Below are 22,427 nucleotides of genomic sequence, written 5' to 3' on the forward strand. Positions count from 1 at the left end.
ATATGGGCAATAAAAAAGTGTCCCCGACAGGATTCGAACCTGCGACCCCTGGTACCGGAAACCAGTGCTCTAATCCTCTGAGCTACGGAGACATTGTGACTAAGTCACAAGAGGGAAGTGTAACACCTTCAACCCGGATGCCCAATTCCCCACGTCGGCCGCCTACTCGACGGCCACCACCAGCGGATCAACCCCCGGGAGGCGGTCGACGGTGACTTCTTCGCCGCGAAGATAGCGCACCACCACGTCGTCCACCGCGGCGTTGTGCAAGCCCACGTGACCGTGACCCGGGCCGTCGACGGTCACAACGTGAGCCCCCATGGCCTCGGCGAGCTCCTCGTGGCGAGAGTACAACGTCTGAGGATCACGGGTACCCGAGATCTGCAGGGGACGATCCGTGAGGCGGGACCCATCAAGCGTCGGGAGAGCTGCGACCGGCTCGATGCCGGCGCACAGGGAGCCCGAACCGTACCCCAGGTGAATGATGTCCCGGGGGTCTACCGTATAGCGGGTGGCCCACTGCAAAGCGGGGATGAGCAGCGGGTTACCGCCTGAGACGTTTTCGTTGCACACCACCATCTGCTGCATTCCGGACGCGTTCACCTGCGCCTTGATGATCTCCTTCAGCTGTTCCTCGGTCGGAGCCCCGGCCTCCTCCGGCGACTGCGGGTCGGCTATCTGCTTCGCGAAGCCGTCCCACAGCTCGGGACGTGGCAGAACCAACCAGAGCAGCTGATACGTGGGGGAGGTGAGGTGGCCCGGCTGGCCCTCACTGAGCCCCGCCGAAAGCCGGTCGATCACCGTCGTGATGTGAGCACGCAGGGTCGCCGTCTCGGTGGCGATATCGGCCGCGGAAGACCCCGCAATCTCGGGCCCCGAGGAGCCAAAGACCTCCGCGATGTCTTCGTCGGTGGCCGGCGGCGGTGTCGTCGACGGGTGGATGCCGGACTCCTGCGCGACCACGTCCGACCAGCGTTGGAAGGCCGCGAGCGGGGTTGTGCCCAGGCCGTAGCGGTCATCGTTATCGGCAAAGAAGGCGAACATGTCCTCGATTGCGTAGGCGTAGCCTCGACGCTGTTCGACGAAGAGCTGGCTCCAGGCCGTCGACGGCGCCATCGCCGAATCGAGAACTACCCGGCCGGTGTGCTCCGGGTAGCGAGAGGCATAGACGCTGGCGAGGTAGGTGCCGTAGGACAGGCCAAGTAGGGAGATCGTGTCTTCTCCCAAAGCGCGACGCACGGACTCCCAGTCATCGGCGGTCTGCGACGTGGTGAGCACGTCCGTCAGGCCCGGATGCTGATGATCGCACGTAGCTTTCGCCAATGCCCCGTCGCCGCGGGCGGCAATGGCCTCAGCATCCGCGGGCGGGACGGTGCAATCGACCGGTGTGGACCCAGCCAGCCCGCGAGGTTGGACGGCAATGAGATCCCACTCCGCCCGCAGCTCTGCAGGGAAGTGGAAGGTGGAATCGTTACCGAAGAATGAGTAGGCGTCGCCGCCGGGTCCACCCGGGTTGCCGAAAAGAGCGCCCCGTCGTTGCGCCGGATCGCTCGCCGGCACCCGGAGGAACCCCACCGAAATCTTCTCCCCGTCGGGCCGGGCGTGATCGAGCGGCACCTCGACGCGCCCGCACTCGGCGGTGGGCTCAGTGACCTGAGGCGGGCACTCCTCCCAAACGACGCTCGTGGGCGCCGGTTCGGCCACCGCGGGGGTGACCATGATGCCCGCGCTGGTGACTGCGGCCATCAGGAAACCTGCTGCGCGTGGGCGGGAGGCGGGGGTAACCATAGAGAGTCCTTTCATAAAAATGCGGCGCTGCCAACACTTGGGAGCAAGGTTAGCAGCGCCGCTGTAGCGGGATCGGGAATCTACCCACGGACCACCACGACGATGAGGTCGCGGGGACCGTGAACGCCCTCCACGCGGGAGAGCTCGATGTCGGACGTGGCGGAAGGACCGGAAATCATGGTGGTCGGGTGTGCCGGGGACATCCGAGCGATCATCTCGGGCACGCGATGGACCACGGTGTCCTCCCGGACGATGCACACGTGACGGTCGGGGACGAGCGACAGAGCGCGCCGCCCGCACAGGGGGCCAGACTCAAGCACAATAGTGCCGGTCTCAGCGCAGGAGACCAGGGAGTCGGTGACCACCGCGTCGACGGCGTCGAGCGCGCGGGGATCGGCGGCTTCGTCGTCCGGGCGTGCCTGGCCCTCGAAGTCGGCGAAGAGCTCCGCCTCGAGGCCCGGGGCATAGACGACGTCTTTTGCCTCGCGCTCGTTTAGGACGGCAACGAGGGAGGAAGCCAAGTCGGCGGCGGTGGTGACGTGGACGTCCGCCTTGTAGTCGATGAGGCGATCCACGAGCATCTCGTGCAGCTCGGCGGCGTTGAGGTCGCCGCCGCGGTGATAATCGCGGGGGATCTCGACGGAGGCGGGGGTCCCGGACAGCTTCTGCGCGTTACGGATACGCGCCAGGATTTCCTGCTTTGCGCTAGACATTGCCTTTACTTCTCCTCAGACGGTTCGGACGCGGCGGCATCGGCGGACAGCGCGTTGGTGGGCAAGCCGGTACGACGAGCGTCCTCGAGCAGCGCCTTGGCCTCGTCGGAGGCGAACCACTGCCGGAAAGACTGCTTCGGCGGAATGGCGGTGTTGCGCCCGGCGGACCAGCCACTGACCGGCGGGGGCAGCACCTCGATGGTCTTGTTGAAACCGCCCAACACCCGGCCCAGGGCCACCAAGTGGGTCACCCTGTTCCACATTCCCGGGTTCTTCCACAGCCAGGCGACGGGGCGCATCATCCAGGCCTCCGGCTTCGGAGAGAACTTCTTGACCTTCTGGTGGCGCATCTCCAGCAAGATGTCCGTGATGGGGATCTTAACGGGGCACACCTCATCGCAACGGCCACACAGGGAGGACGCGAACGGCAGGGAGGCGGTGACGTCGTGGACCGAGTCCATGCCCGCCAGCTGCGGGGTGAGGATGGCGCCAATCGGTCCCGGGTAGACGGAGCCGTAGGCGTGGCCGCCCGCACGCTCGTACACCGGGCAGGAGTTCAGGCACGCCGAGCAGCGGATGCACTTGAGCGCTTCGCGACCAACAGGGTTGGACAGAACCGCGGTGCGGCCGTTGTCCAGCAAGATGATGTGGAAGTTCTTCGGACCGTCGCCCTCAGTGACCCCGGACCAGAATGAGGTGTACGGGTTCATCCGCTCACCGGTGGAGGAACGCGGCAGCAACTGCAGGAACACTTCGAGGTCCTGCCAGGTAGGCAGGAGCTTCTCAATGCCCATGACCGTGATGAGGGTCTCGGCCATGGTGAGGTTCATGCGGCCGTTGCCCTCGGACTCGACGATGGTCACCGTGCCCGTTTCGGCGATGCCGAAGTTCGCGCCGGAGATCGCCACCTTGGCGTTCATGAACTTGTTGCGCAGGTACACGCGGGAGGCCTCGGCCAGCTCCGGCGGATTGGCCGGCAAGGTCTCGTCGGTGTGCGGCATCTTCCGAACGAAGATATCGCGGATTTCCGCGCGGTTGCGGTGGATAGCCGGGACCAGGATGTGGGAGGGGTAGTCCTCGCCTAGCTGGACGATAAGCTCCGCGAGGTCCGTCTCGATCGCGGTGATGCCGTTGGCCTCAAAGTTCTCGTTAAGCGCAATCTCCTGGGTGGCCATCGACTTAATCTTGATGACCTCTGTCTCCCCGGTGGCCTTGACCAGATCGAGAGCGATTTGGTTCGCCTCGGCGGCGTCGCGCGCCCAGTGGACGTGCCCACCGCGGGCGGTGACGGCGGCCTCGAACTGCTCCAGCAGCTCCGGCATGCGGGCGGCCACGCTGCGCTTAATGGCAGAGCCCGCCTCGCGCAGGGCCTCCCAGTCGTCGAGCTCCGAGACGACACGAGCACGCTTGGCTCGGATGGTGGTCGTTGCGTGGTTGAGGTTTCGACGCTGGGTGGCGTTATTCAATTCCTCATGCGCGGACTTGGTGAAGGAGTTCTTGTTAAAGCGCAGGTTGGAATGGGTGTGATCGGCGTGCGGCGGGAGCGTCGGGGTGCCGAGGTTGACGGGGCTCACAGGGAAACCTCCTTGGAGTACGCGGCCGAAACCGGGGACCACGGGTGCTCCTTCGTGGAGGCCAGGATCTCGGCGAGGTGGATGGCGCGGACGCCAGTCTTCTGGCGGGACAGGGCGCCGGCGATATTCATCAGGCACGAGGAGTCGCCGCCGGTGACGTACTCAACCTGGGCATCCTTAATGTGGCGAACCTTGTCCGAGACCATGGCGGACGACATCTCTGCGTTCTTGATGGCGAAGGTGCCGCCGAAGCCGCAGCATTCTTCAACATTGTCCAGGGGGACAAGATCAATGCCCTCTACCTGCTCCAGCAGCCGGAAGGGGCGGTCACCGAGCTTGAGCATGCGGCGGCCGTGGCAGGAGGAATGGTAAGTGACCTTGTGGGGGAAGAACGCACCCACGTTGGTGACACCGGCAATGTCGACGAGGAATTCGGAAATGTCATAAGACTTGGTGGCTACCTCGGCCGCGCCGCGGGCAACGGCGGGGGAGGCGTAGCGCTCGGCGACGTGGAGGTTGTGCTTGCGCACGGAGGTGATGCACGAACCGGAGGGGGCGACGATGGCGTCAATCGACGGGTCGTTGAAGGCGTCGACGTACGACGAAACGATGCCGGCCGCCTCCTTCTGATAGCCGGAGTTGGTGTGCATCTGTCCGCAGCAGGTCTGGCCCTCCGGGAAGATCACCTCGTGGCCCAAACGGGACAGGATCAACGCCGTGGCCTTCGACGCGTCCGGGAATAGTGCATCACCGATACACGTGGAGAACAACGCGACTTTCATGAAACTCCTTCATGGAGAGAACTGGTCTTGTTGGAAATCATACCTGTGGTCTAATGGGGGGAAACACGACGTCACGCCCTATTTTTAGGAACAAAAATGTTTCCTAAATGGGGTGCTGGTGGGGCGGGGAATCACGCTCTCCCGCCCCACCAGGGGCCACCCCCGAGGCGGGGGATTGCCAGAAAGTATGAGCCCGGCTGACAGCTGGCTTAGAATGCCCGACGTAAGGGCGCCCGCCCTCCGCCACCACCTCGGGTGTGAAAGGAACTTCGTGGACAACCACACATTCTTCGCTGCGACGGACGCCGTCGCCGGCTCCGTGGCGCTCAGCGCCCTCGCCGGCATCGTTCCCCTCGCCGCTTTCTTCGTTTTTCTTATGGGCTTCAAGCTCAAGGCGCACACGTCGGCCCTGCTCTCGGTCGTCGTTGCCCTCATCGTTGCCATTGCTGCGTTCGGCATGCCCGTCGGCCTGTCCCTGCTGTCCTTGACCCAGGGCGTCGCCTTCGGCCTGTTCCCCATCGTCTTCATCATCTGGATGGCCGTCTGGATCTACGACCTCACCGTGAAGTCCTCCCGCTTTGAGGACATGCGCGTCATCTTCTCCAAGATCGGCCGCGGCGACAAGCGCGTCCAAGCCATGCTCATCGGTTTCGCCTTCGGCGGCCTCCTCGAGGCCCTCGCCGGATTCGGCGCGCCCATCGCCATCGTCATCTCCATGCTGGTGGCCATCGGCATCGAGCCGCTCAAGGCCGTCATCGTGACTTTCGTCGCCAACGCTGCCCCGGTCGCCTTCGGCGCCATGGCCATCCCCGTGACCACCGCCGGCGGGCTTACCAGCCTGGACCCGACCGTCGTCGCCGCCATGGCCGGCCGCCAGCTCTCCGTCATGGCCTTCGTGGTCCCCTTCGTTCTCTGCCTCATCATGGACGGCGTCCGCGGCATCAAACAGTGCTGGCCGATGGCTATCGTCCTGGGCACCACTTTCGGTGGCGGGCAGTTCCTTGCCTCCAACTTCTTCGCCTACGAGCTCACCGACGTCGTCGCCTGCCTCATCTCGCTGATCTGCGGCATCGGTTTCCTCACCGTGTGGGGTCCGAAGACGCCGGCCGAGCAGGCCTCCGCCATCGACGCGGACTCGCTCACCCTGTCCGGCAGGGACGCCTCCCTCGCCCTGTTCCCCTACATCCTCATCGTCGTGGTCTTCGCTATCACGAAGCTGTGGCGTATCGGGGTGGACATCCCCGCAGCGCTGTCCTCCACGGACCTCAAGATCCAGTGGCCTGGACTGTACGGGAAGCTCGTCAACGAGCAGGGCGAACCCATCACCAGCACCATCTTCAACTTCAACTGGCTGTCCAACCCCGGCACCATTTTGTTCTTCTGCGGCGTGATCACCGTGATCGTCTACGTCGCAATGTCCACCAAGGACCGCCCCTTGAGCGCTGGCGCCGGCTTCGCAGAGCTGTTCATCGGCCTCAACCGCATGAAGCTGTCCTACCTCACGATCGCCGCCGTCATGGGCCTGGCCTACGTCATGAACTTCTCCGGCCAGACCGCCGCCATCGGCGCCCTGCTGGCGGGCACCGGCGCCATCTTCCCGCTGTTGTCTCCGATGCTCGGCTGGCTGGGCACCGCCGTCACCGGCTCCGCCACCAGCTCCAACGCCCTCTTCGCCCAGATGCAATCCCAGACTGCGCAGGCCATCGGCGTGGAACAGCACCTGCTCGTTGCGGCGAACTCCGCCGGCGCCGTCGCGGGCAAGATGGTCTGCCCCCAGACCGTTGCCCTCGCTGCGGCCAGTGCGAAGCTCGACGGCGGCGAGGCCAAGATCACCGCCGAAGCCTTCAAGTACTCCGTGGGCCTGCTGGCGCTCATGTGCCTGTTGGTGTTCCTCCAGTCCACCTCCGTCCTCGGTTGGATGGTCGTCTAAGAAAACCGCCAGCCCGCTAGGGCCACCTCTGCGAGGTCAGCACGGCATCAGGTCGCTAGAATCTGTGAGCTATGACGCCAGCTGACCTCGCTTCGCTAATCAAGGACACCGCCGCTGCGGCGCTGACCAGCCACGACCTCGACGCCTCCGTCCTGCCCGAGGCCGTCACCGTCGAGCGCCCCCGTAACCCGGAGCACGGCGACTACGCGACGAACCTCGCCCTCCAGGTGGCCAAGAAGGCTGGCACCAACCCGCGTGAACTCGCCGGCTGGCTCGCCGAGGGACTAGCCGCCCACGCAGCCATCGACGAGTGCACCGTAGCCGGCCCTGGGTTTATCAACATCCGCCTCGGTGCCGCCGCCCAGGGCAGCATCGTCTCGACCATCCTCGCCCAGGGCGGCGGTTTCGGCGGCAGCGACCTCTACGCGGGGGAGAAGATCAACCTCGAATTCGTGTCCGCGAACCCGACCGGCCCCATCCACCTCGGTGGCACCCGATGGGCCGCGGTCGGCGACTCCCTCGGACGCGTCCTCACCGCCCTCGGTGCCGACGTCACCCGCGAGTATTACTTCAACGATCACGGCAACCAGATCAACAACTTCTCCGCCTCCCTCGTGGCGGCCGCCAAGGGTCAACCCGTGCCAGAAAATGGCTACGCCGGCGCCTACATCGACGACATCGCCGCCCGCATCCAGGAGCTGGACCACAGCGCGCTCGATGGCACCGACGAACAGGTCCAGGAGAACTTCCGCCGGCTCGGCGTGGAGATGATGTTCGCCCACATCAAGGACTCTCTCCACGAATTCGGGGTGGACTTCGACGTCTACTTCCACGAAAACTCCCTCTTCGAGTCCGGCGCCGTCGACCAGGCCGTCGCCACCCTCAAAGCCAACGGCAGCCTCTACGAGGCCGACGGTGCATGGTGGCTGCGCTCCACCGACTACGGCGACGACAAGGACCGCGTGGTCATCAAGTCCGACGGCAACGCCGCCTACATCGCCGGTGACATTGCGTACGTGGCCAACAAGTTCGACCGAGGCCACGACCTCGCCATCTACATGCTCGGGGCCGACCACCACGGCTACATCGCCCGCCTCAAGGCGGCCGCCGCCGCCCTCGGGTACAACGCCGACCAGGTTGAGGTGCTCATCGGCCAGATGGTTAACCTCCTGCGCGACGGCAAGGCCGTAAAGATGTCCAAGCGCGCCGGCACCGTGGTTACCCTCGATGACCTGGTAGAAGCCATCGGCGTCGACGCCGCCCGCTACTCTCTCGTGCGTTCTTCCGTGGACTCCTCGCTCGACATCGACCTCGGCCTGTGGGCGTCGCAGTCCTCGGATAATCCCGTGTACTACGTGCAATACGGCCACGCCCGGCTCTGCTCCATCGACCGCAAGGCCATCGACGCCGGAGTAAGCTCCGCCGACGCCGACCTGGCGCTGCTCACCACCGACCGAGAAGGCGACCTCATTCGCACCCTCGGAGACTTCCCGGCCGTGGTGCGGACCGCCGGAGAACTACGCGAACCCCACCGCATCGCCCGCTACGCCGAAGACCTTGCCGGGGTCTTCCACCGCTTCTACGACACGTGCCAGATCCTGCCCAAGGCCGGCGACGACGCCCAGCCCATCCACGCCGCCCGCCTGGCCCTCGCTCAAGCGACCCGCCAGACCCTGGCCAACGCACTGGGGCTCGTCGGCGTCACCGCCCCGGAGCGGATGTAGGCCTATGAACTGCTTCAACGAACTACCGGCCCACGTGTGGCCGCGTAACGCCCAGCGCCAGGACGACGGCGTGGTCACCATCGCCGGCGTGGCCCTGCCCCAGCTGGCTGAAGACTATGCCACGCCCGTCATGGTCATCGACGAGGACGATTTCCGCAGCCGCTGCCGTGACATGGCCCGCGCCTTCGGACGACCCGAATTCGTCCACTACGCCTCCAAGTCCCTGCTTACCCGCACCATCGCCCGCTGGGTGGACGAGGAAGGCCTCAGCCTCGATGTAGCCAGCGAATTCGAGCTCGATATCGCCCTGCGGGCCGACTTCCCGGCCGAGCGGATCACCGCTCACGGCAACAACAAGTCCGACCGTTTCCTTCGCGACTGCGTCCGTCACCAAGTCGGCCAGGTTGTCCTCGACCACCCCGACGAAATCGTCACCCTCGACTCATTGGCGCGCCGCTACAACGTCGTCCAGCCGGTGCTCGTTCGGGTGACCCCCGGCGTCGAAGCGCACACCAACGAGATGATCGCCACCGCCCACGAGGATCAAAAGTTCGGCTTCTCCGTCGCCTCGGGCGCGGCGTGGGATGCAGTGCGCGCCGCCCACAACGCCGAGAACCTCGACCTCGTCGGCCTCCACTGCCACATCGGCTCGCAAGTCTTCGACGCCGACGGCTTCAAGCTTGCCGCCGAACGCGTCCTCGCCCTGTACTCGCGACTCCACTCCGAGGCGGGAGTCACCCTGCCCAAGCTGGACCTCGGTGGCGGGTACGGTATTGCCTACGTCGACGACCAGAGCCCGCTCGACATCGACGCCCTGGCTGCGTCGCTGCTGGCAGCCGTCGACAAGACCGCAGCAGAGCTGGGCATCGAGCCGCCCATCGTGCTCGCCGAGCCCGGGCGTGCGATATCCGGCCCAGCCGCGGTAACCGTCTATACCGTCGGCGCGGTGAAGGACACCCAGGTCGGTCCGCATTCCTGGCGACGCTACGTCGCCGTCGACGGTGGGATGAGTGACAACATTCGGCCCGCGCTCTACGACGCCGAATACGACGGCCGCCTCGTCAATCGCTTCACCGAAGGCGAGGAGCTGCCGTCGCGGATTGTCGGTTCCCACTGCGAATCCGGCGACGTGCTCATCAACCACATCGACCTTCCCGATGACGTCCAGGCGGGGGACTACTTCGCCATGCCCGGCACCGGTGCCTACTGCCAGCCCATGTCGTCGAACTACAACGCCCAGCCCAAGCCGGCCATCGTCAGCGTTCGCGGGGGCCGTGCCACGCTCATGTTGCGGCGCGAAACCGTCGACGATTTCCTAGCCAGGGAAGCGTAGCTCCGTCCCGGCCGCAGCGCCCAGCCATTTATATTCAACGCCGACCACGCATGGATGACCCCTCGCTACGGGGCCGTGCTGGTCGGCGTTTAGACTATCGGACATACCGTCAGTGAGGTCCCCAAAGGGACAAGAGGAGAACCGAGAATCACTATGAGCACCAGCTTTAACCCCGGTAAAGGCGAAGGACAGCCCGTCGGCGTAGCCGTGTTGGGCATGGGTACCGTCGGCACCGACGTGATTCGCCTCATGCAGGAAAATGCCGACGCTTTCGAGGCCCGCATCGGCGGGCCGCTGGCCCTTAAGGGCGTCGCGGTGTCCGACCTCGACAAACCACGGCCCGGCGTAGACCCGGCATTGCTCACCGACGACGCCCACGCGCTCGTCGAACGTGACGACGTCGACATCGTCGTCGAAGTCATCGGCGGCATCGACTACCCGCGCGAACTGGTACTCAAAGCCTTGAAGGCCGGCAAGTCCGTCGTGACCGCCAACAAGGCCCTCGTTGCCGCCCACGCTGATGAACTCGCTGCCGCTGCCGACGAGCAAAACGTCGACCTCTACTTCGAGGCCGCCGTCGCCGCCGCCATCCCGGTCGTCGGCATGTTGCGCCGCTCCCTGGCGGGTGACCAGATCAACCGAATCTTCGGCATCGTCAACGGCACCACCAACTTCATCCTCGACGCCATGGCGACCACCGGCGCCTCCTACGAAGACGCCCTCGCCGAGGCGACCCGCCTTGGTTACGCCGAAGCCGACCCCACCGCCGATGTGGAAGGCCACGACGCCGCCTCCAAGGCCGCCATCCTCGCCTCCCTCGGCTTCCATAGCCGCGTCAAGTTCAACGACGTCCACTGCGAAGGCATCACCCAGATCAGCGCCGACGACATCACCGCCGCCGCTAAGGCTGGCTACACCATCAAGCTGCTGGCCATCTGCGAACGCCTCACCAACGAGGACGGCTCCGAGCAGGTCTCCGCCCGGGTCCACCCCACCCTCATCCCGAGCTCGCACCCGCTGGCCTCCGTGTCCAAGTCCTTCAACGCCATCTACGTTGACGCAGAAGCCGCCGGCTCCCTCATGTTCTACGGCAACGGCGCCGGCGGAGCGCCCACCGCCTCCGCGGTCCTAGGCGACCTCGTGGGGGCAGCCCGGAACAAGGTCCACGGTGGCCGCGCCCCGGGCGAGAACACCTACGCCAACCTGCCGGTTGCCGACTTCGGTGACGTCCCCACCCGCTACCACATCGACATGCAAGTCAAGGACCGGGTCGGCGTCCTGGCCGATTTGGCAACCCGTTTCGCCGACGCCGGCATCTCCCTGCGCACCGTCCGCCAGGAAGAGGTAGAGCGCCACGAACACGCCCGCCTCATTCTCGTCACCCACCAGGCTCCCGAATCCGCGCTCGCTGGCATGGTTGAGCGGCTCTCCGAGCTCGACGACGTACAGCAGGTCACCTCCGTCATCCGACTCGACGGCTAAAGGCAGGCATCCCATGGCAATCGATCTCGTCGTTGGCACCCAGACCACCGTCCGGGTGCCCGGTTCCTCGGCCAACCTCGGCCCCGGGTTCGACACCTTAGGACTCGCCCTCGGCATTTACGACACCGTCACCGTTGAGGTGACCTCCTCCGGTCTTGAAATCGAGATCTACGGTGAAGGCGCCGACGACCTCCCGCGCGACGGCTCCCACCTCGTCGTCCGCGCCATCCACGCCGGCCTCGCCGCCGCCGGAGTGCAAGCCCCCGGTCTGCGAGTGAGGTGCGAAAACACCATCCCTCAGTCGCGCGGTCTCGGGTCCTCCGCAGCTGCTGCCGCCGCCGGCGTTGTTGCCGCCAACGCCCTAGCTGGCAAGCCGCTCAACAACGACCAACTGGTGCAGCTAGCGTCCACCTTCGAAGGACACCCCGATAACGCCGCCGCCAGCGTACTCGGCGGAGCCGTGGTCTCCTGGACGGACATCCCCGTCGACGGTCACAGCCAGCCCACCTACCGTGCCGTAGGAATCGGGGTCCACCCCGACATTCGGGCGACCGCCCTCGTCCCGAACTTCCACGCCTCCACCCACGCCGTGCGCAAGGTGCTGCCGGAACAGGTGACACACCTCGACGCCCGCTTCAATGTCTCCCGCGTCGCCGTGATGACCGTCGCACTGCAACACCACCCAGAGCTCCTGCTCGAAGGCACCCGTGACCGGCTCCACCAGCCGTACCGAGCCGACGTCCTCCCCGTCACCGCGGAGTGGGTCAACCGGCTGCGTAATCGCGGCTACGCCGCCTACCTCTCCGGAGCGGGGCCGACCTGCATGGTGCTGCACACCCAGCCCATCGATGAACGAGTCCTCGACGCCGCCCGCGAAGACGGCCTCCGCGTCATCGAACTGCCCGTCGCCGGGCCGGTCGAAGCTAGCTAGGACCCAGGGCCTAGCACGACCCGGCACTCGGGGCCGTCGAGGTAAGTCTGTAGCGTCACGCTGCGTTCCGAACCGGCGATCGCCTCGATGAATCCGGCGTGCACCGAGCAGATCACCGGCGACGGGGCCGCCCCACCAGGAGTAACGAAGGGGCAGGCCCGCAACGTCACCGCATCGCCGTCGTCGGTGGCCAGCGGCGACGAGGGATCGAAGCCCATCCGGCGCAGCAGGTCCCACAGCCGCTCGGAGGAGTCCTCGGGCGCGACGTTCTGCGCCCAACGGCGACCCAGGTCCCGCGCCTGTTGCGGAGTTAATCCGGCGACCTCCGTCAGCAGGTTGACCAGGTCCACGTATTCGTTGGTGACGATGCGGCCGTCGGGCACACAGGCACGGAAGAGCAACGACGGGCGGCCACGGCCACTGATCGGGGCGGTGACGACGTCGACCGCACCTCGCTCAATCAATTCGTCGAGGTGCCCGCGGACGGTGTTGACATGCATCCCTAAAGCCTGCGCAATATCCGTCGCCTTCGACCCGCCGGGATACTCGTGCAGAGTCCGCAGTACCAGTCGCTGTTTCGGGCTGAGACGCAGCGACGTGGGAAACAGGTCAGCGGTCGGACGAGGGGGAGCCATAACAACCCTCCTTAATGGATCGAGGTCGGGTGGGGGTGCACTGCGATGGCGCGCGCCTTGGTGAAGCAGTCCACGCGGGTGCCCGGCTCCAGACCCAACTCCACGACCGCCGCCGCCGTAACGGGGACGACCAGGCGCGCGCCCGACGCCAGGCGCACCGAGGCCTTCGCCGACGTCACATCCACGGCGGAAATCGTCTCCACGGTCCCGGGCCACACGTTGCAGACCGAGCTCGGCGGCTGGACGCCGGGAGGCTGAACGGCGGTGCCCGCCGGGTCCAGGGTCACCACCACGTGGTCGCCGGGCCGGAGTCGGTGTTCGGCTGGGGAAGCCTTCCCCGTGACGCGAAGACCGCCACAGGTGGCCGTAATGATACGCCCATTGACCGCGTCGACCAAGCCCTCCAGTCGGTTCAGGCCGGTCAGAGCAGCCACAAAATCGGTGGGAGGAACCGCCAGAAGCTGCAAGGTCGCTCCCGCCGCGACGACACCGCCTGACTCCAGGACGACCAGGCGGTCCGCCATCCCGGCGACGTCGAGTCCGTCGTGGGTAACCAAGACAGTGGTGCGGTGCGCGGAGGCCGCCGACAGGACGCGGCGCCACCGGACAGCGGATTCGACGTCCACGGCCGCCAGGGGCTCGTCGAGCACCAGCACCGACGGACGCGCGGCCAAGGCCCGTACCAGCGCCACCTGGGCTGCCTGCCCGCCGGATAGTGCCAGCGTTGGGGCGTCGTGAAGTCGACCGAGCCCGGCGGCCTCGAGCAAGGCGCGAGTCCGACTCGCGTCCCCGGTGACCAAGGTGATCGCCGAGGACACCGTGCCGATCGGCGGCAACCCGGGACGCTGGGTGAGAAGGACCACGCCGCGTCGGTGCGCGGGTAGGCCGTCCACCCGCCGTCCGCCGACACTGACCTGCGTATCCGGGGCCAGCAGCCGGCCCGCCATGAGTCCCATCAGGGTGCTCTTGCCCGACCCATTAGGCCCCACAACCGCGGATATCCGCCTGGCCGGAAACTCCGTGCGAACCCCCGCCGACGTGATGACCACGTCCTCGGCGGCCACCGGACGGGTCAGCTCCGACAAGGCCTCGGCGTCCATTTCCTCAAGTGGGAGGGGCCGTGAGGGGGGTAAACGCCGCCACATAGCCGGCAGCGCCGAGACCACGAGCGTTATCGTGGCCAGCAGCAGCAGCACCGCAGACAGGGCATAGGCGACGTCCCGGTCAGACTCCCGCTCCACGTAGATCGCCAGAGCCATCGTGCGCGTCACCCCGGGCATAGACCCCGCGAAGGTGATCGTGGTACCGAACTCCCCGAGGGAGCGGGCGAAAGCGAGCCCGGCGCCGGTGGCCAGCGCGGGGGCGATCGTCGGCACCGTAATGCGGCTGGTGACCCGCCACGGGCTCATGCCGATGCTCGCCGCCGAGGCCGTCACCTCCCGGTCCACCTGCCGCAGGGCCGAGTCGACAGCCACGACGACGAAAGGCAGGGCCACGAAAACATGCGCCGCCACCACCCCGGGAAAGGCAAAAGCTATACGGATGCCGGCGGCCTCGAGCAGGCCCGACAACGCGCCCCGGTTGCCCAGCAGGGCTGATAACGCCAAGCCGCCCACCACCGGCGGCATAGCCAAGGGAAGCAATACCAGCACCCGGGCGAGCATGGCCCCGCGGCGGTAGCTGTGCAACGCCAGTGCCAGCGGTGTGCCCAACACGACCACGATCACGGAAGAACACACCGCGGCCAACAGCGTCAACCGCAACAGTTCCGTGACGTCATCGCGAACCAGGATCCGACCCAACCTGCCCCACGGCACCCGGGTTCCCAGGGCCACCAGGGGAGCAACCAGGTAGGCCAGGGCTAGCGCCGCCAACGTCGTGATCACGACGGGGGCAGGCGGCCAGGCGGGCCGCAGCTGGGACATCAGACGGCCGGGGCGAACCCGGCGTCAGTGAGCGCATCGCGCAGCTCAGCGGAGGTGAGGACCGCCAGGACTCGTTCGGCGGCCTCGGGGTGCGCCGCGTTCGTCGTCACCGCCGCCCACACCTGCGTCGGATACTCCTTGGCGCCCGGGATGTCGACGGCGTCGACCACTTCCGACAGCGCAACCGCGTCGGTGCGATAGACCAAACCCGCGTCGGCCTCGCCATTAGCCACCTTCCCGGCCACATCGGCCACCCGCGCCTCCCACGACGCCGGATTGAGCTGAACCCCGGCCTGATCGGCCAGCTGGCGGGCCAGGACGCCGCAGGGCACCGACGGGTCACACGCCACTACGGTCAGATCCGAGCGCTCCTCAAGGTCGGCGAGCCCGGCGACGCCGGCCGGATTGCCCTCGGCGACGATAATGACCATAGAGTTCGACGCCACTGACACCGGGTCGACGACGCTACCGTCGGCGACCGCCCGGTCCATCGTCGCGGTGTCGGCGGTGATGAGAAGATCAGCCGGGGCGCCCTCCCGCAGCTGGCTGACCAGCGCCCCGGAACCGTCGTTATTGAACACGAGGTCAACGCCGCCGGCGAGTTCGACGATCCGGTCGTTGAGCACCCGGGTCGACGACGCCCCGAAGACCGTCACCCCCGTTGCGTCGCCAGCACCGCCACAGCCAGTCAGAACGACGGCGGCGGCCGACAGGGCGGCCCCAGCCTTGATTGCGCGATCCACCATGAACCCCTTCGTGAGCAGTCGATAACCCCTCAGCTTACCCGGGGTATGGTCACGCCCCGCGAGACGGCGCCTCCCCGCGCGACAGCTGCTCCGTGCGAGAACGGATCGGCTCCCACGCGTCCGGCATGCGCTGCACACCCCGGGACGTGTCCCGGGACCGGTAGACCACGTAGGGCCGCGACACATAACCCACCGGGGCGGAGAAGGCGTGGACCAAACGCGTCCACGGCCACACCGCCAACAAGGTGAAACCGGCGATGACGTGCATCTTGAACGCCACCGGCACGTCGGCCATCAGCTCCGGCTGTGGGTTGAACACGAACAGCTGCCGCAGCCACGGCGAGATAGTCTCCCGATAGTCGTAGCCGTGCGCCCCGCCAAACACCTGGTGGATCACCGTGGCCGCGAAACCGGTCAGGATCGCGCCGCACAGGAACACGTACATCACCTTGTCGGAGCGTGACGTCGACAAAAACACCGAGCGCTTGACCACCCGTCGGTACAGCAACCCGATCAGGCCCAACACCGCCGCAACGCCGGCCACCGTGCCCGGAATGGTTGCCAGCAGGTGATAAGCGTGATCGTTGATGCCCACCGCCCGGGTCCACGACTTCGGAAACGCCAGCCCCATGAGGTGGCCGACGACGACGAAAAGCATGCCGTAGTGGAACAGGGGGGAGGACAGCCGCAGAAGCTTCGACTCGTAAATCTGTGAGGAATGGGTGGTCCAGCCGAATTGGTCGGTACGCCACCGCCATATGACGCCGACGAGGAACGCTGCGCTTGCCAGCCACGGAAACGCAACCCAGAGGAACAACTCGAGATTAAACATGGTGATCGCCTTTCAACATGGGTGGATACGCCGTGCGAATCGGGTCGGGCAGCGGGATACCGAGCTGCTCGACGCCCACCACCTCGGCGGGTGGACCGGCGGTGATAAGAGTGACGTAGCGGTCGACGGTCGAGGCATCAATCTCCGGGAGAACCATCGCCACCGCCCGGACGACGTGAGCGTAGGCAGAGCCCACCGCGTCGAGCGCGCTTTTCAGCACCTCCACGCCCTCTCGGTGAGCGGCCACGAGTTCAACCGCGGCCTCGTGGTGAGCGTCGTCGGCGAGCGCGAGCGCCTCCAGCACGACGCACAGGTGATCCGGCAGCTCCTCCGAGATCTCGACAATGCCTAGATCCCGCAAGCGGTCACGGAAAGCTAGGATGGCGGCACCGCGCTTGCGGGTATCACCCGCCAGATAATAGGAAAGAAACAGACAACACCGTCGACGCTGGTCGAAGGTTTCCACATAGTGGGCGGCCAACTCCCGCGCCGACAGGGCATGGGTGGCCGCGAAGAAGGCCTCGAACTCGGCCCGCACCGCCGCCGGCAGCGTGTGCAGCTGCTCCGATACCGCCTCGAAGCGCGCCGGTGCCTCCTCCGGATCCGGGTAGGCCAGCAGCAACGCCGCGGCCATCGCCGTCACCCGGCGCTGCTCGATGCTGACCTCCACCGGGGCCGTCACCTCGGCGACGGCGGCACCTAGGGGTCTCATAAGCGCTCCTGTGGGAACATCGCCTCCGGGCGTTCGCCCTGCCACGACAGCAGCGAGACCTTACCGCTAGCGGGTGCCGAGGTGCCGCACCCGGACGAACAGGCCTCCGGGGCGCCGATGCCGAGATCCGGGAAGGAATCCAGGGCCTTGTGGGGTTCCTGGTCGCCAAAAGGATCCAGGGAGGCAATACCTCGCGGGGTCTCCGGGGACGTCGTGGGGATCACGTAACGGTCGTCGTACTTCGCGATAGCCAGGAGGCGGTACAACCGAGTGATGTCCTTGCCTGTCATGCCGACGGCGGCCGCGATCTCCTCCTGCGGATCCTGGCCCAAGTGAAGGTCGCGCATGTACGACCGCATAGCAACCAGCCGGCGCAGCGAACGCTCCACCGGGGCGGTGTCACCAGCCGTAAACAGACCCGCCAGATACTCCAGGGGAATGCGCATATTCGACAGGGCAGAGAACAGAATCCGGTGATCCTCCCCGTCACCGCCAGCCGCCGTCACCTCGTCGACCACTGGAGACAACGGCGGGATGTACCACACCATCGGCAGCGTTCGGTACTCCGGATGCAGTGGCAGAGCCACCTCGAAGGTGGAGATCAGCTCGTAAATGGGGGACTGCTGGGCGGCGTCCAACCACGACGGCGGGATGCCTTGTGCCAGCGCCTCTCGCTGGACCTGGGGGTCGAAAGGATCGAGCAGAAGGCTGCGCTGCGCCTCATAGAGATCATGCTCATCAGGGGTTGCGGCGGCCTCGGCGACCCGATCCGCGTCGTAAAGCACCACCCCCAGATAGCGCAACCGGCCCACGCAGGTTTCCGAACACACCGTGGGCTGACCCACTTCCAAGCGCGGATAACACAGCGTGCACTTTTCCGCCTTGCCGGACTTGTGGTTGAAGTACACCTTTTTATAAGGGCAGCCTGACACACACATGCGCCACCCTCGGCACTGGTCCTGGGCGACGAGCACGATGCCGTCCTCAGCCCGTTTGTACATCGCGCCCGACGGACACGACGACACGCACGTCGGATTGAGGCAGTGCTCGCAGATGCGGGGCAGATAGAACATGAAAGAGTCCTCGATCTGCTTCTTCACCCGGATGCTCGCCTGGCGCAGCGTCGGGTCCTCATCCAGCGTCTCCGCGGAGCCGCCCAAATTATCATCCCAGTTCGACGACCAAGAAATCGTGTCGATCGGATTACCGTCGATCTGAGACACCGGCCGGGCCGTGGGCTGCGTCGACTGCCCTTTAGGCGCCGAGAGCAGCTTGTCGTACTCGTAGGTCCATGGTTCGTAGTAGTCGGAGATGGTCGGCAGCTTCGGGTTGTGGAAGATGGTGGCGAGCTTCTTAATCCGACCACCCGAGCGAGGAGTGAGTTGCCCGCGGGAATTGAGCGCCCAGCCGCCTTCCCATTTCTCCTGGTCTTCCCAACCCCGGGGGAACCCGACGCCGGGGCGGGTTTCGACGTTGTTGAACCACATGTACTCGGTGCCCTGACGGTTCGTCCACGCCTGCTTGCATGTCACCGAGCAGGTGTGGCACCCAATGCACTTGTCCAGGTTCATGATCATGGCGATCTGCGCCATAACTCGCATTAGAACTGCACCTCCTGAGAGCGGCGACGAATGCGGGTGACCTCGTCGCGGTTATTACCGGTCGGGCCAATGTAATTGAACCCGTAGGTGAGATGGCCGTACCCGGCGGCCACGTGAATCGGCTTAATCATGATCCGGGTGAGCGAATTGTGGGTACCTCCGCGGCGCCCCGTGCGTTCATTCAGCGGCGTTCCCACCGTCCGCTCCTGCGCGTGATTCATGATGAGCGTGCCCTCCGGGATGCGGTGGGAGACAATAGCCCGGGCGGAGACCACACCGTTGCGGTTGTACACCTCCACCCATTCGTTGTCTTTCACCCCAATCTTCTCGGCGTCCTTCTGAGACATCCACACCACTTGGCCGCCGCGGGAAATCGACAGGATATGGAGATTGTCGAAATACTGCGAGTGAATCGACCACTTGTTGTGGGTGGTCAGGTAGCGCACCGTCACCTCCGGATCGCCACCTTCGCCCGTGAGTAGCTCCCCGGGGCGGTGTTCACCGTTGAGGTGAAGCTTGTCCAACGGGGGTCGGTACACCGGAAGCTGCTCGCCGTAATCCATGAACCAATCGTGATCCAGGTAGTAGTGCATCCGGCCGGACAGCGTGTGGAAGGGCTTGTCCCACTCAACGTTGATGGAGAACGCGGTGTAGCGCCGTCCGTCACGCGTGTCGCCCGTCCACTCGGGAGAAGTGAGGATCTTGGTCGGACGTTCCTTAATGGCGTCCCAGTTAATACGCGTGTGTTCGCTGCCCGCCACCAGGGGGGACATATCAACTCCGACTCGCCGACCCTGGTTTCGGAACCCTTCGACGGCAACCTCTCCGTTGGACACCCCGGACAGATGCAGAATCATCTCAATGACCTTGGTGTCTTTATCGAGCCTCGGTCGAGGCCCCACGGCTGTATCGCCGACGCCGTTAATGATCGCCAATTCCTCGCACTGCTTGGCCACGTTGTACGGGGTTCCGTGGACACCAGTGCCCAGTTGCTCAGTCTTGGGACCCAGGTGCTTCCACTTCTCGAACACCTTGGTGTAATCCCGCTCCACGGGGATCAACTTCGCCATGTTCTTGCCCGGGCGGAGCCCCTCCTCGGTGAGGTTGGGGACCACGCCATTGGGCATGCTCAGCTCATCCGGGGAATCATGGCCCAGCGGCGCGGTGATGAGGTCACGTTGAACGCCCAGCCACCGCACCGCCATCTGCGAAAAAGCATCGGCGAGATCACGGAACACCTGGAAATCGGTGCGTGCCTCCCACGGCGGATTAATCGCCGCATTAAAGGAATGGATGAACGGATGCATGTCCGTGGTAGACAAATCATGCTTTTCGTACCACGTGGCGGCCGGCAGCACAATATCCGACACCAGCGTCGTCGACGTATTGCGGAAATCCGTCGTCAACATGAGATCGAGCTTGCCTTGCGGAGCCTCTCGCCACGAGATCGTCGACGGGCGCTCCTCCGGGCTGAGTTCCTCGGCCGTAGCATCGGAATCGACGCCGAGCATGTGCCGGAGGAAAAACTCCGTGCCCTTCGCCGAGGAACCCATGAGATTTGTTCGCCAATTGAGCAGAATCCGCGGCCAATTCTCCGGCGCATCAGGGTCCTCACACGCAAAGCGAAGGCGACCCGACTCCAGCTCCTCGACGACGTAAGACTGAACGTCCAGGCCCTTCTTATCGGCCTCGTCTGCCAGCAGTAGCGGATTCCGGTTGAACTGCGGGTACGACGGCATCCACCCGCGCTTCATCGATTCGATGAGGGTCTCCGACAGCAGTTTGTCGCCCACCGTCCCTCGGTTCGCCAGGGGCGAAGCCAGGCGCGACGCCTTCGAATTGTCATAGCGCCACTGGCACGTCGTCAAGTAGTAGAAGCCGGTGGTGATCATCTGCCGCGCCGGGCGTTGCCAGTCCAGCGCAAAGGCGTACTGGGACCAGCCGTTCATCGGACGCAGCTTTTCTTGGCCCACGTAGTGAGCCCAACCGCCGCCGTTGACACCCTGGGTTCCGCACATCGACGTCAACGCCAAGAACGTGCGGTAGATGGAGTCTGCATGGAAGTAGTGGTTGACACCGGCGCCCATAATGATCTGCGAACGGCCCTGGGAATCCGCGGCGTTCTGGGCAAACTCCCGGGCAATACGAATTGCTGCCTGGGCCGGCACACCCGTGAGGCCCTCCTGCCAGGCCGGAGTGCCGGGAGAGTCGGCGTCGAAGAAGTCCACAGGCCAGTCGCCCGGCAACCCAAGGTCGGGGCGATTGACGCCATAGTGGGCGAGCATGATGTCGAAAACCGTCGTCAGGAGGCGATCGCCCACGCGGCGAACCGGGACGCCGCGCGTGATCACCCCGGCGCCGATCGGGCCGTCACCACCGACGTCCGCCGGGTCGGCATCAAGGTCGAAGCGAGGAAAGAGCACCTCAGCGGTATCGAAGCCGTCAGTCTCCGCGATGGACAACACCGGGCTGACGCCCTCGAGCTTCAGATTCCACTTCCCCTCACCGTCGGGGCCGAAGTGATCGGCGGCCGTTCCGCCCGGGTCAACGACGCCCCCGTCGTGTTCCATGACAAGGAGGCGGTGGGTGGCGTTGGGGGTGGCACGCAGCGCGTCGTCGGAGGCATTCGACGCCGTGTGGAACTTGCCGGGCGTGAACGTGCCGTCGCCGCGATCGTCGAGTTCCACAAGGAAGGCCGCATCCGTGTACTTCTTCATGTAGTTGAGGAAGTAGGGCTCCTGGCGTCCCACATGGAATTCCGACAAGATGACGTGGCCCAGGGCGAAAGCGAGGGCCGCGTCGGTACCCGGATCGATTCGCAACCACTCGTCCGCGTGAACAGTATTGTCCGCAAAGTCCGGTGAAACTACCACCACCTTCGTGCCCCGGTAGCGAGCCTCCACCATGAAGTGAGCATCCGGGGTTCGCGTGACCGGAATATTAGAGCCCCACATCATGAGGTATGAAGAGTTATACCAGTCACCCGATTCGGGAACGTCCGTCTGATCGCCGAAGGTCTGCGGAGACGCCGGCGGAAGATCTGCGTACCAATCGTAGAAGGAAAGGGCCACGCCGCCGATCATCTGCAAGAAGCGAGTACCAGCGCCGTAGGACACCTGACTCATTGCTGGGATGACCGTAAAACCGGCAATCCGATCGGGACCCCACTGGCGCACGGTATACACATGAGCCGCCGCAGCCATTTCGATCGCTTCGGTGTAGTCAATGCGAACGAGACCGCCCTTACCGCGTTGAGAAACGTAGGCGTGACGCTTCTTCGGATCCTCCTGGATGGAACGCCAGGCGAGGACCGGATCGCCGAACTGTTTCTTAGCGGCCCGGTACATGTCCACCAGCACGCCGCGGGCGTAGGGATAACGAATGCGCGTCGGCGAGTAGGTGTACCACGAGAAGGACGCTCCGCGGGGACAACCGCGGGGCTCGTAGTCGGGCATATCCGCCCCCGTCGACGGGTAGTCGACCGCCTGGGATTCCCAGGTGATGACGCCGTCTTTGACGTACACCTTCCAGGAACAGGAACCGGTGCAGTTAACCCCATGGGTCGAACGAACCATCTTGTCGAAGGACCAGCGGTTGCGATAAAAGGCGTCAGCATCGCGGCCGCCGGTAAGAAAGAGCTGCTGCCCGGAGTCGCTGGTTTCTCCGCGTCGAGCGTAGGCGCCCAGCTTAAACAGGGGGTTGGAAACTGTCATGGTGAA

16 protein-coding genes and 1 tRNA gene are annotated in these 22,427 nt (G+C 65.3%); 5 read left to right on the forward strand and 12 right to left on the reverse strand.

What is annotated here, in order from left to right; translation table 11 throughout:
* Window positions 1–18: 18 nt before the first annotated feature.
* From CUTER_RS04210 to CUTER_RS04230, 5 genes are all read right to left on the reverse strand, one after another.
* Window positions 19–92, reverse strand: a tRNA-Arg gene (locus CUTER_RS04210).
* 70 nt (window positions 93–162) lie between these two features.
* Window positions 163–1,746: an alpha/beta fold hydrolase gene (locus tag CUTER_RS04215; RefSeq protein ID WP_052844028.1), complete on the reverse strand. Its 1,584-nt coding sequence runs from the start codon at window positions 1,744–1,746 to the stop codon at window positions 163–165.
* Between the two features lie 122 nt (window positions 1,747–1,868).
* Window positions 1,869–2,501, reverse strand: coding sequence for a LutC/YkgG family protein (locus CUTER_RS04220; RefSeq protein ID WP_047259362.1), 633 nt, complete (start codon window positions 2,499–2,501; stop codon window positions 1,869–1,871).
* 5 nt (window positions 2,502–2,506) lie between these two features.
* Window positions 2,507–4,075, reverse strand: coding sequence for a lactate utilization protein B (locus CUTER_RS04225; protein ID WP_047259363.1), 1,569 nt, complete (start codon window positions 4,073–4,075; stop codon window positions 2,507–2,509).
* A complete protein-coding gene (locus tag CUTER_RS04230; RefSeq protein WP_047259364.1) occupies window positions 4,072–4,857 on the reverse strand; it encodes a (Fe-S)-binding protein in 786 nt (261 codons plus the stop codon). The genes CUTER_RS04225 and CUTER_RS04230 overlap by 4 nt, the downstream gene beginning before the upstream one ends.
* 271 nt (window positions 4,858–5,128) lie before the next feature.
* Between CUTER_RS04230 and CUTER_RS04235 the strand changes: the two genes are divergently transcribed.
* The 5 genes from CUTER_RS04235 to thrB all read left to right on the forward strand — a co-directional run bounded on the left by CUTER_RS04235 (window position 5,129) and on the right by thrB (window position 12,257).
* Complete coding sequence (locus CUTER_RS04235; protein ID WP_047259365.1) at window positions 5,129–6,787, forward strand: L-lactate permease; 1,659 nt, start codon at window positions 5,129–5,131, stop codon at window positions 6,785–6,787.
* A 71-nt stretch (window positions 6,788–6,858) separates the two neighbouring features.
* Window positions 6,859–8,511, forward strand: a complete 1,653-nt coding sequence (argS, locus tag CUTER_RS04240) for an arginine--tRNA ligase (protein ID WP_047259366.1) — start codon at window positions 6,859–6,861, stop codon at window positions 8,509–8,511.
* A 4-nt stretch (window positions 8,512–8,515) separates the two neighbouring features.
* Window positions 8,516–9,844 carry a diaminopimelate decarboxylase gene (lysA, locus tag CUTER_RS04245; RefSeq protein WP_047259367.1) on the forward strand — a complete coding sequence of 443 codons (1,329 nt, stop codon included), beginning with the start codon at window positions 8,516–8,518 and terminating at the stop codon, window positions 9,842–9,844.
* Between the two features lie 153 nt (window positions 9,845–9,997).
* Window positions 9,998–11,326, forward strand: a complete 1,329-nt coding sequence (locus CUTER_RS04250) for a homoserine dehydrogenase (protein ID WP_144412255.1) — start codon at window positions 9,998–10,000, stop codon at window positions 11,324–11,326.
* A 13-nt stretch (window positions 11,327–11,339) separates the two neighbouring features.
* Window positions 11,340–12,257, forward strand: coding sequence for a homoserine kinase (gene thrB, locus CUTER_RS04255; protein WP_047259369.1), 918 nt, complete (start codon window positions 11,340–11,342; stop codon window positions 12,255–12,257).
* On the opposite strand, the gene CUTER_RS04260 is transcribed toward thrB, so the two are convergent.
* From CUTER_RS04260 to CUTER_RS04290, 7 genes are read right to left on the reverse strand one after another with little or no spacing between them, the layout of a single operon-like run.
* Window positions 12,254–12,892, reverse strand: a complete 639-nt coding sequence (locus CUTER_RS04260; RefSeq protein WP_047259370.1) for a helix-turn-helix transcriptional regulator — start codon at window positions 12,890–12,892, stop codon at window positions 12,254–12,256. The two genes, thrB and CUTER_RS04260, sit on opposite strands and share 4 nt — an antisense overlap.
* A gap of 11 nt (window positions 12,893–12,903) precedes the next feature.
* Window positions 12,904–14,778, reverse strand: a complete 1,875-nt coding sequence (locus CUTER_RS04265) for an ATP-binding cassette domain-containing protein (protein ID WP_236684763.1) — start codon at window positions 14,776–14,778, stop codon at window positions 12,904–12,906.
* Between the two features lie 38 nt (window positions 14,779–14,816).
* Complete coding sequence (modA, locus tag CUTER_RS04270; RefSeq protein ID WP_047259372.1) at window positions 14,817–15,563, reverse strand: molybdate ABC transporter substrate-binding protein; 747 nt, start codon at window positions 15,561–15,563, stop codon at window positions 14,817–14,819.
* Between the two features lie 49 nt (window positions 15,564–15,612).
* Window positions 15,613–16,395, reverse strand: a complete 783-nt coding sequence (narI, locus tag CUTER_RS04275; RefSeq protein ID WP_047259373.1) for a respiratory nitrate reductase subunit gamma — start codon at window positions 16,393–16,395, stop codon at window positions 15,613–15,615.
* A complete protein-coding gene (narJ, locus tag CUTER_RS04280; RefSeq protein WP_047259374.1) occupies window positions 16,388–17,107 on the reverse strand; it encodes a nitrate reductase molybdenum cofactor assembly chaperone in 720 nt (239 codons plus the stop codon). Before narJ ends, narI begins: the two co-directional genes overlap by 8 nt.
* Window positions 17,104–18,708: a nitrate reductase subunit beta gene (gene narH / locus CUTER_RS04285; protein ID WP_047259375.1), complete on the reverse strand. Its 1,605-nt coding sequence runs from the start codon at window positions 18,706–18,708 to the stop codon at window positions 17,104–17,106. Before narH ends, narJ begins: the two co-directional genes overlap by 4 nt.
* On the reverse strand, window positions 18,708–22,421 hold the full coding sequence (locus CUTER_RS04290; RefSeq protein ID WP_047259376.1) for a nitrate reductase subunit alpha: 3,714 nt from the start codon (window positions 22,419–22,421) through the stop codon (window positions 18,708–18,710). The genes narH and CUTER_RS04290 overlap by 1 nt, the downstream gene beginning before the upstream one ends.
* Window positions 22,422–22,427 lie beyond the last annotated feature (6 nt).

It is taken from the genome of Corynebacterium uterequi (assembly GCF_001021065.1).
Classification (GTDB): domain Bacteria; phylum Actinomycetota; class Actinomycetes; order Mycobacteriales; family Mycobacteriaceae; genus Corynebacterium; species Corynebacterium uterequi.

What these genes read in the sequence shown, in the direction of transcription:
- lysA (WP_047259367.1), top strand. Translation starts at nt 8,516, where the DNA reads ATGAACTGCTTCAACGAACTACCGGCCCACGTGTGGCCGCGTAACGCC.
- thrB (WP_047259369.1), top strand. Translation starts at nt 11,340, where the DNA reads ATGGCAATCGATCTCGTCGTTGGCACCCAGACCACCGTCCGGGTGCCC.
- CUTER_RS04290 (WP_047259376.1), bottom strand. Translation starts at nt 22,421, where the DNA reads ATGACAGTTTCCAACCCCCTGTTTAAGCTGGGCGCCTACGCTCGACGC.
- narH (WP_047259375.1), bottom strand. Translation starts at nt 18,708, where the DNA reads ATGCGAGTTATGGCGCAGATCGCCATGATCATGAACCTGGACAAGTGC.
- argS (WP_047259366.1), top strand. Translation starts at nt 6,859, where the DNA reads ATGACGCCAGCTGACCTCGCTTCGCTAATCAAGGACACCGCCGCTGCG.
- narJ (WP_047259374.1), bottom strand. Translation starts at nt 17,107, where the DNA reads ATGAGACCCCTAGGTGCCGCCGTCGCCGAGGTGACGGCCCCGGTGGAG.
- CUTER_RS04260 (WP_047259370.1), bottom strand. Translation starts at nt 12,892, where the DNA reads ATGGCTCCCCCTCGTCCGACCGCTGACCTGTTTCCCACGTCGCTGCGT.
- modA (WP_047259372.1), bottom strand. Translation starts at nt 15,563, where the DNA reads ATGGTGGATCGCGCAATCAAGGCTGGGGCCGCCCTGTCGGCCGCCGCC.
- CUTER_RS04220 (WP_047259362.1), bottom strand. Translation starts at nt 2,501, where the DNA reads ATGTCTAGCGCAAAGCAGGAAATCCTGGCGCGTATCCGTAACGCGCAG.
- CUTER_RS04250 (WP_144412255.1), top strand. Translation starts at nt 9,998, where the DNA reads ATGAGCACCAGCTTTAACCCCGGTAAAGGCGAAGGACAGCCCGTCGGC.
- narI (WP_047259373.1), bottom strand. Translation starts at nt 16,395, where the DNA reads ATGTTTAATCTCGAGTTGTTCCTCTGGGTTGCGTTTCCGTGGCTGGCA.
- CUTER_RS04215 (WP_052844028.1), bottom strand. Translation starts at nt 1,746, where the DNA reads ATGGCCGCAGTCACCAGCGCGGGCATCATGGTCACCCCCGCGGTGGCC.
- CUTER_RS04230 (WP_047259364.1), bottom strand. Translation starts at nt 4,857, where the DNA reads ATGAAAGTCGCGTTGTTCTCCACGTGTATCGGTGATGCACTATTCCCG.